At 51.4% G+C, this 7,082-nt stretch carries 2 protein-coding genes and 2 rRNA genes; 3 read left to right on the top strand and 1 reads right to left on the bottom strand.

The features are described from left to right. Nucleotides 1-233 precede the first annotated feature (233 nt). Together MKY64_RS33315 and rrf are read left to right on the top strand one after the other, a co-directional pair. Nucleotides 234-3,162: ribosomal RNA gene (locus MKY64_RS33315) — 23S ribosomal RNA — on the top strand. A 156-nt stretch (nucleotides 3,163-3,318) separates the two neighbouring features. Next, nucleotides 3,319-3,435, top strand: a 5S ribosomal RNA gene (gene rrf / locus MKY64_RS33320). 380 nt (nucleotides 3,436-3,815) lie between these two features. On the opposite strand, the gene MKY64_RS33325 is transcribed toward rrf, so the two are convergent. Beyond that, nucleotides 3,816-5,009: an IS256 family transposase gene (locus MKY64_RS33325; RefSeq protein ID WP_340958357.1), complete on the bottom strand. Its 1,194-nt coding sequence runs from the start codon at nucleotides 5,007-5,009 to the stop codon at nucleotides 3,816-3,818. Nucleotides 5,010-5,674: 665 nt separating this feature from the next. Here MKY64_RS33325 and ltrA point away from each other — a divergent pair. Beyond that, nucleotides 5,675-6,973: a group II intron reverse transcriptase/maturase gene (gene ltrA / locus MKY64_RS33330; protein WP_340950427.1), complete on the top strand. Its 1,299-nt coding sequence runs from the start codon at nucleotides 5,675-5,677 to the stop codon at nucleotides 6,971-6,973. Nucleotides 6,974-7,082 lie beyond the last annotated feature (109 nt).

Raw genomic sequence — 7,082 nt, forward strand, 5'->3', positions numbered from 1 at the left:
TGGAGAATCGTCTTCTGCAATGAAGACATTCAAATCTTAAATCTAGCCGGTCGGCTAGTTACTCACTCGTTGGTCAGTTTTGAGAGTTTAAGCTCTCAAGTAAGCAACTTGATCCTTGAAAACTGGATACCGAAACGAATTTGCGTTTTAGAACATCTTTTAGCTGAAACTTGTGTAAGCAAGTGGAAATAGTTATTAGTTGCTACCGTGATTTTCCTTAGGGGAAACACATTGGTTAAGCTACTAAGAGCACACGGAGGATGCCTAGGCGCCAGGAGCCGACGAAGGACGTGGCGAACAACGAAACTGCCTCGGGGAGCTGTAAGCAAGCTTTGATCCGGGGGTGTCCGAATGGGGAAACCCAGCTGTGGTAATTCGCAGTTACTCATTTCTGAATACATAGGAAATGCAGAGGCAGACCAGGGGAACTGAAACATCTAAGTACCCTGAGGAAGAGAAAACAATAGTGATTCCGTCAGTAGCGGCGAGCGAACGCGGAACAGCCTAAACCAAGGGGCTTGCCTCTTGGGGTTGTGGGACGTCTCACATGGAGTTACAAAGGAATATGGTAGGCGAAGAGGTCTGGAAAGGCCCGCGATAGAGGTAAAAGCCCTGTAGCCTAAACTGTGTTCTCTCCGAGACGGATCCCGAGTAGTGCGGGGCACGTGAAACCCCGTATGAATCCAGCAGGACCATCTGCTAAGGCTAAATACTACCTGGCGACCGATAGTGAAACAGTACCGTGAGGGAAAGGTGAAAAGCACCCCGGAAGGGGAGTGAAATAGAACCTGAAACCGTGTGCTTACAAAAAGTCAGAGCCCTTTCTATGGGTGATGGCGTGCCTTTTGTAGAATGAACCGGCGAGTTACGTTTAACATGCAAGGTTAAGGTGAGAAGCCGGAGCCGCAGCGAAAGCGAGTCTGAATAGGGCGATTTAGTATGTGGACGTAGACCCGAAACCGTGTGATCTACCCCTGTCCAGGGTGAAGGTGCGGTAACACGCACTGGAGGCCCGAACCCACGCATGTTGAAAAATGCGGGGATGAGGTGGGGGTAGCGGAGAAATTCCAATCGAACTCGGAGATAGCTGGTTCTCCCCGAAATAGCTTTAGGGCTAGCCTCGGTGAATGGAGTGGTGGAGGTAGAGCACTGATTGGGTGCGGGGCCCGCAAGGGTTACCAAGCTCAGTCAAACTCCGAATGCCATTTACTTCTTGCCGGGAGTCAGACAGTGAGTGCTAAGATCCATTGTCAAAAGGGAAACAGCCCAGACCATCAGCTAAGGTCCCCAAGTGTGTGTTAAGTGGGAAAGGATGTGGAGTTGCACAGACAACCAGGATGTTGGCTTAGAAGCAGCCACCATTGAAAGAGTGCGTAATAGCTCACTGGTCGAGTGACTCTGCGCCGAAAATGTAACGGGGCTAAACACACCACCGAAGCTATGGCTAGATGCTTTGCATCTGGGGTAGGGGAGCGTTGTATGTGGGTTGAAGGTGTACCGTAAGGAGCGCTGGACAGCATACAAGTGAGAATGCCGGTATGAGTAACGAAAAGATCAGTGAGAATCTGATCCGCCGAAAGCCCAAGGTTTCCTGAGGAAGGCTCGTCCGCTCAGGGTAAGTCGGGACCTAAGGCGAGGCCGACAGGCGTAGTCGAAGGACAACAGTTTGAAATTACTGTACCACCGTAATCCGCTATGAGCGATGGGGTGACGCAGGAGGGTAGTGACGCGGACTGATGGATGTCCGTCTAAGCAGTGAGGCTGGTGTGCAGGCAAATCCGCACATCGTTAAGGCTGGGCTGTGATGGGGAGCGAAAATTATAGTAGCGAAGGTCATGATCTCACACTGCCAAGAAAAGCCTCTAGCCAGGAGAAGGTGCCCGTACCGCAAACCGACACAGGTAGGCGAGAAGAGAATTCTAAGGCGCGCGGAAGAACTCTCGTTAAGGAACTCGGCAAAATGACCCCGTAACTTCGGGAGAAGGGGTGCCTCGGTAGGGTGAATAGCCCGAGGGGGCCGCAGTGAAAAGGCCCAAGCGACTGTTTAGCAAAAACACAGGTCTGTGCGAAGCCGCAAGGCGAAGTATACGGGCTGACGCCTGCCCGGTGCTGGAAGGTTAAGGGGAGCGGTTAGGGGTTAAACCCGAAGCTGTGAACCGAAGCCCCAGTAAACGGCGGCCGTAACTATAACGGTCCTAAGGTAGCGAAATTCCTTGTCAGGTAAATTCTGACCCGCACGAATGGCGTAACGACTTGGGCGCTGTCTCAACGAGAGATCCGGTGAAATTTTAATACCTGTGAAGATGCAGGTTACCCGCGACAAGACGGAAAGACCCCATGGAGCTTTACTGCAGCTTGATATTGAATTTGGGTACGATCTGTACAGGATAGGTGGGAGCCGTGGAGGCAGGAGCGCAAGCTTCTGCGGAGGCGCCGTTGGGATACCACCCTGATCGTATCTAGGTTCTAACCTGGTGCCCTTATCGGGTACGGGGACCGTGTCAGGCGGGCAGTTTGACTGGGGCGGTCGCCTCCTAAAGAGTAACGGAGGCGTTCAAAGGTTCCCTCAGAATGGTTGGAAATCATTCGCAGAGTGCAAAGGCATAAGGGAGCTTGACTGCGAGACCTACAAGTCGAGCAGGGACGAAAGTCGGACTTAGTGATCCGGTGGTACCGCATGGAAGGGCCATCGCTCAACGGATAAAAGCTACCCTGGGGATAACAGGCTTATCTCCCCCAAGAGTCCACATCGACGGGGAGGTTTGGCACCTCGATGTCGGCTCATCGCATCCTGGGGCTGAAGTAGGTCCCAAGGGTTGGGCTGTTCGCCCATTAAAGCGGTACGCGAGCTGGGTTCAGAACGTCGTGAGACAGTTCGGTCCCTATCTGTCGTGGGCGCAGGAAATTTGAGAGGAGCTGTCCTTAGTACGAGAGGACCGGGATGGACGTACCGCTGGTGCATCAGTTGTTCCGCCAGGAGCATGGCTGAGTAGCTACGTACGGACGGGATAAGCGCTGAAAGCATCTAAGCGTGAAGCCCCCCTCAAGATGAGATTTCCCAGTATGTAAGACCCCTTGAAGACGACGAGGTAGATAGGTTGGAGGTGGAAGTGCAGCAATGCATGGAGCTGACCAATACTAATCGGTCGAGGGCTTATCCAAAAAATAATTCGCAGATTCGTTTCGGATTCAGTTTTCAGGCGATCAAGCCTGGCAGGAAGTTAAACCGATGGTTTGATATTTTCTGTAGCGATTATTTTGGAAGGTTGATTATTTTCCTGAAGAAGTTCAGGGAGTAAGCCGACCGGAAAAAATCCGTTTGGTGGCGATAGCGGAGGGGTTCCACACGTACCCATCCCGAACACGACCGTTAAGCCCTCCAGCGCCGATGGTACTTGGACCGAAGGGTCCTGGGAGAGTAGGACGTTGCCAAGCACACAAGACCACTGTTGATTACTCGACAGTGGTCTTTTTGTATTTTTAGGAAATCTGAACACAATAGGTGCTGCTGCGCCGAGGGATGGGTCCCATTCTTCACAGCCAGTAACATTTATAAAGAAATCCTGCAAGAAGTGCAACAATGCTGCCCCGTAGAAGCGGTCTATGCTGAAATCCTGCACGAAATGCAACAAATTCAGCGCTAACTTGCTATAACCACCGAAATTTGTGCAAATAATGCAACAATGTAGCGTAGCCCGTGGTAGCGTCAAGAAGTTTGTGTAAAAGAGTAGAAGTGCCTCCCCCGGGTTACGGGTTGGGATGTAGTGTTTCTGGGGGGAGGGGGAACCTCGACCCCCAGAAACTGGATTTCTCTGCTATGCCTCTTCCGGTGTGGGCAAAGAGGGGTAGCGTGTTTCGAATAGCTCTTTTAGCTTCTTTTTAACGGCATCCACTCCAAAGCCTTGGGCGACCCGCCCTGCATGACGTTCATTGTATTCCAGCATCTCCAGGTACACGATTTTCTCTGCGGCATCCATGTTTGTCAGACTGTTCATCGGTTTCAGACGCTTGCGGATTTCCTTGTTCATCCGCTCGATGGGGTTCGACGTGTAGATCGCTTTACGGATCGACAGCGGATAGTTGTAGAACGTCAGGAGTGTGGATAACTGTTCCTCCCAGGACCTCATTTCCTTCGGATACAGCTTGTTCCACTTCGCTTTGACCGTATCAAAGTTAGCCCGGGCTACCACTTCATCCGGTGCCGTATATACGGTTTTCAACGCCTCCATGACATCGGTTTTGTGCTCCACCCGAATTTTATGAAACGTGGCCCGCACTTTGTGCACTACGCAATGCTGTACATCCGCCTGAGGATAGGTCTCTTTAAACGCCGCATCCAGTCCCGGTAGCCCGTCAAACACACCCAGCAGGACTTCCTGCGCTCCGCGGTCGTACAGGTCTTTGAGTACCTCCCGCCAGCCATTTGAACTCTCTTGGCCACCCACGTAGAACCCGAGAATTTGACGCTGTCCCTCCTCGTCAATTCCCATCGCAAAGTAGACCACTTCACCACGAACCGTGCCCCGTTTCAGCTTCACGTACAGCCCATCTAAGTAGATGACGGAGTACCGTTTGCTCAGTGGCCGCTTTTGCCACTGGTGGATATCGTCCAGCACTGTAGCCGTAATATTGCTGACCGTCGTTGGGGAGTAGTGGCTGCCAAACATACTTTCAATGAACCGGGCCACATCCCGCGTACCCATGCCCGATTTATACATTTGGATAACGGCCTCTTCTAACCATCCGTCCCGCCGCTGGTACGGCTCAAACAACTGCGTCTGGAAAAGGCTTTGGCGGTCCCGGGGCACCTGAAGATCCTCGATATGGCCGTATTTCGTGTGTAAATCTCGCGTATAGTAGCCGTTGCGACTATTGCTGGCACCGGCTTCTTCACTGTCCATAAACCCCTGGATTTCGGCGCGCAACAGGCGTTCCATGTTGTCTTTCACAAAATCTTTAACAAGTTTTTCAAATAGATTATTCAGAGAACTTTCGGGTAAAATATTCATTGGTAGGGTTCCTCCTTGGTGGTTTCGCAATCCCGAGGATACCCTACTTTTTTGGTGCCTGACTAGGCTCCAAATCTTGGTACACAACTTACTTTACGCCATCTAGCCCGTAACTTTTTTAAAGAATTCCTGTAAAAAGTGGAGCGACCGAGCCTAGGTTGAGTAACTTAGCAGGTGGAACCCCTGCTTGGAAAGGCGAAAGCCACGCCACCAATAGCGAGTCTTGGAGCGGCAAGGGTAACCCTGCCGTTTAAGCGTAGACAGTTAGGATGCAGGCCTGAAAGTGATGGAGCCTCGAAATGCAGCAAACGGGAAGGTCGACGGGCTCACTTTCCCGGAAGACAACATGACTCCAGCCGAAAAAAAAAAAAAAAGGCGAGGATGGAGGAGCTTCCCCGGGGTCGAAGAGCCAGGCATGTATACCCATGGTTACTCAGCAACTCGGGAGACCCTGACGCTCTTCTGCGAGAGAAGTACTATTTAGGAACCTTTGCAGGAGTATGGCAAACAAGCCGTAACACGTAAGAATGTCAAACGGCGTTCAGGGAGTCGGATTGCCGCATAAGACCTGTGAAACCCCTGTAATGGGGGCGGAGGAAAGGCAGGCGACACCCCATCAATCTTGGTAAGGACACATTGGCCACACACAGAGGTGGGAAAAAAAAATGGAAACGAAATTAACAAGAATAGCAGAAATGGCCAAAGCAGATCCGAAGTTACGGTTCAACTCCATCGGACATCTCATTGACACAGAAGCATTAAAGAGAAGTCACAAAGAGATGAAACCGGGAAAGGCAACCGGAGTCGATGGATCGACCAAAGAGACGTACGAAGCCAACGTGGAAGCGAATGTAACACACCTGGTGGACCGGTTAAAGCGAAGAAGCTACAGACCTCAGCCCGCGAGAAGAGTGTACATCCCAAAGGACGGGAAAAACATGCGGCCCCTAGGAATTCCTGCGTATGAAGACAAACTGGTGCAACATGCGCTGAAAAGAGTACTGGAAGCCATTTATGAACAAGACTTCATGGATTTCTCGTATGGATTTCGCCCGAACCGAAACATGCACAGTGCGCTGAAACATCTAAACCGGGTCATCGAGCAGGGAAAAACCAGCTATGTCGTCGATGCAGACATCTCCGGCTTCTTCAACCATGTAAATCACGAATGGCTGATGAAATTCCTCGAACTGCGAATCGGAGATCCAAACATCCACCGGCTGGTGAGACGGATGCTGAAAGCAGGTATTCAGGAGGATGGACACTTTGAACCGACGGAGGAAGGAACTCCCCAAGGTTCGGTGGTGTCGCCCCTGCTAGCCAACGTCTACCTGCACTATGTCCTTGACCTATGGTTTACCGTGACGGTGAGGAAGCAGTGCGGGGGGCAAGCCGAAATGGTGCGCTTCGCCGATGATTTTGTATGCTGCTTCCAGTACAAAGAAGATGCAGAACGCTTCTATACCGCACTTGTGCTCCGGCTGGAGAAATTCGGGTTAAGCATTGCGGAAGAGAAGACGAAAATCATCGCGTTCGGTCGTTTTGCGGAAGCAGAATCACGGAGGAAGGGCGAAGGGAAACCGAAAACATTCGATTTCCTAGGCTTCACGCACTACTGCGCCAAGAGCCGAAAAGGAACCTTCCGGGTAAAGCGTAAAACGAGTGGGAAGAAATTCAGACAGAAGGTCAGAGCCATGAAGAGCTGGGTCAGGTGGAATCGCCACATGAAGCAGGAGGATTTCCTAGGCGTCATCCGGTCCAAACTGTCGGGACACTACCGATACTATGGAATCACGGATAACTCGGAGAAAATAAAAACCTATTACATGCAAACGCTCGACTTGATCTATACATGGCTAAACCGCAGAAGTCAGCGCAGGAGTTTCACCTGGGAGAGGTTCTACGAAGTGCTAAACGAATTCAGGCTACCTAAGCCGCGGATCTACGTCAATATCTACGATTAAGGCCAATTGTGAACGATGGGGTGAAGAGCCGTATGCGTAAATTGCGCACGTACGGATCTGTGAGGGGTAGGGGCACAATCCACGAAGGAAAGGCCCCGCCTACTCGACC

The organism is Paenibacillus sp. FSL R7-0210 (assembly GCF_038009085.1).
Classification (GTDB): domain Bacteria; phylum Bacillota; class Bacilli; order Paenibacillales; family Paenibacillaceae; genus Paenibacillus_AQ; species Paenibacillus_AQ silagei.

Coding starts and splice junctions, on each gene's coding strand:
- ltrA (WP_340950427.1), top strand. CDS start 5,675: ATGGAAACGAAATTAACAAGAATAGCAGAAATGGCCAAAGCAGATCCG.
- MKY64_RS33325 (WP_340958357.1), bottom strand. CDS start 5,009: ATGAATATTTTACCCGAAAGTTCTCTGAATAATCTATTTGAAAAACTT.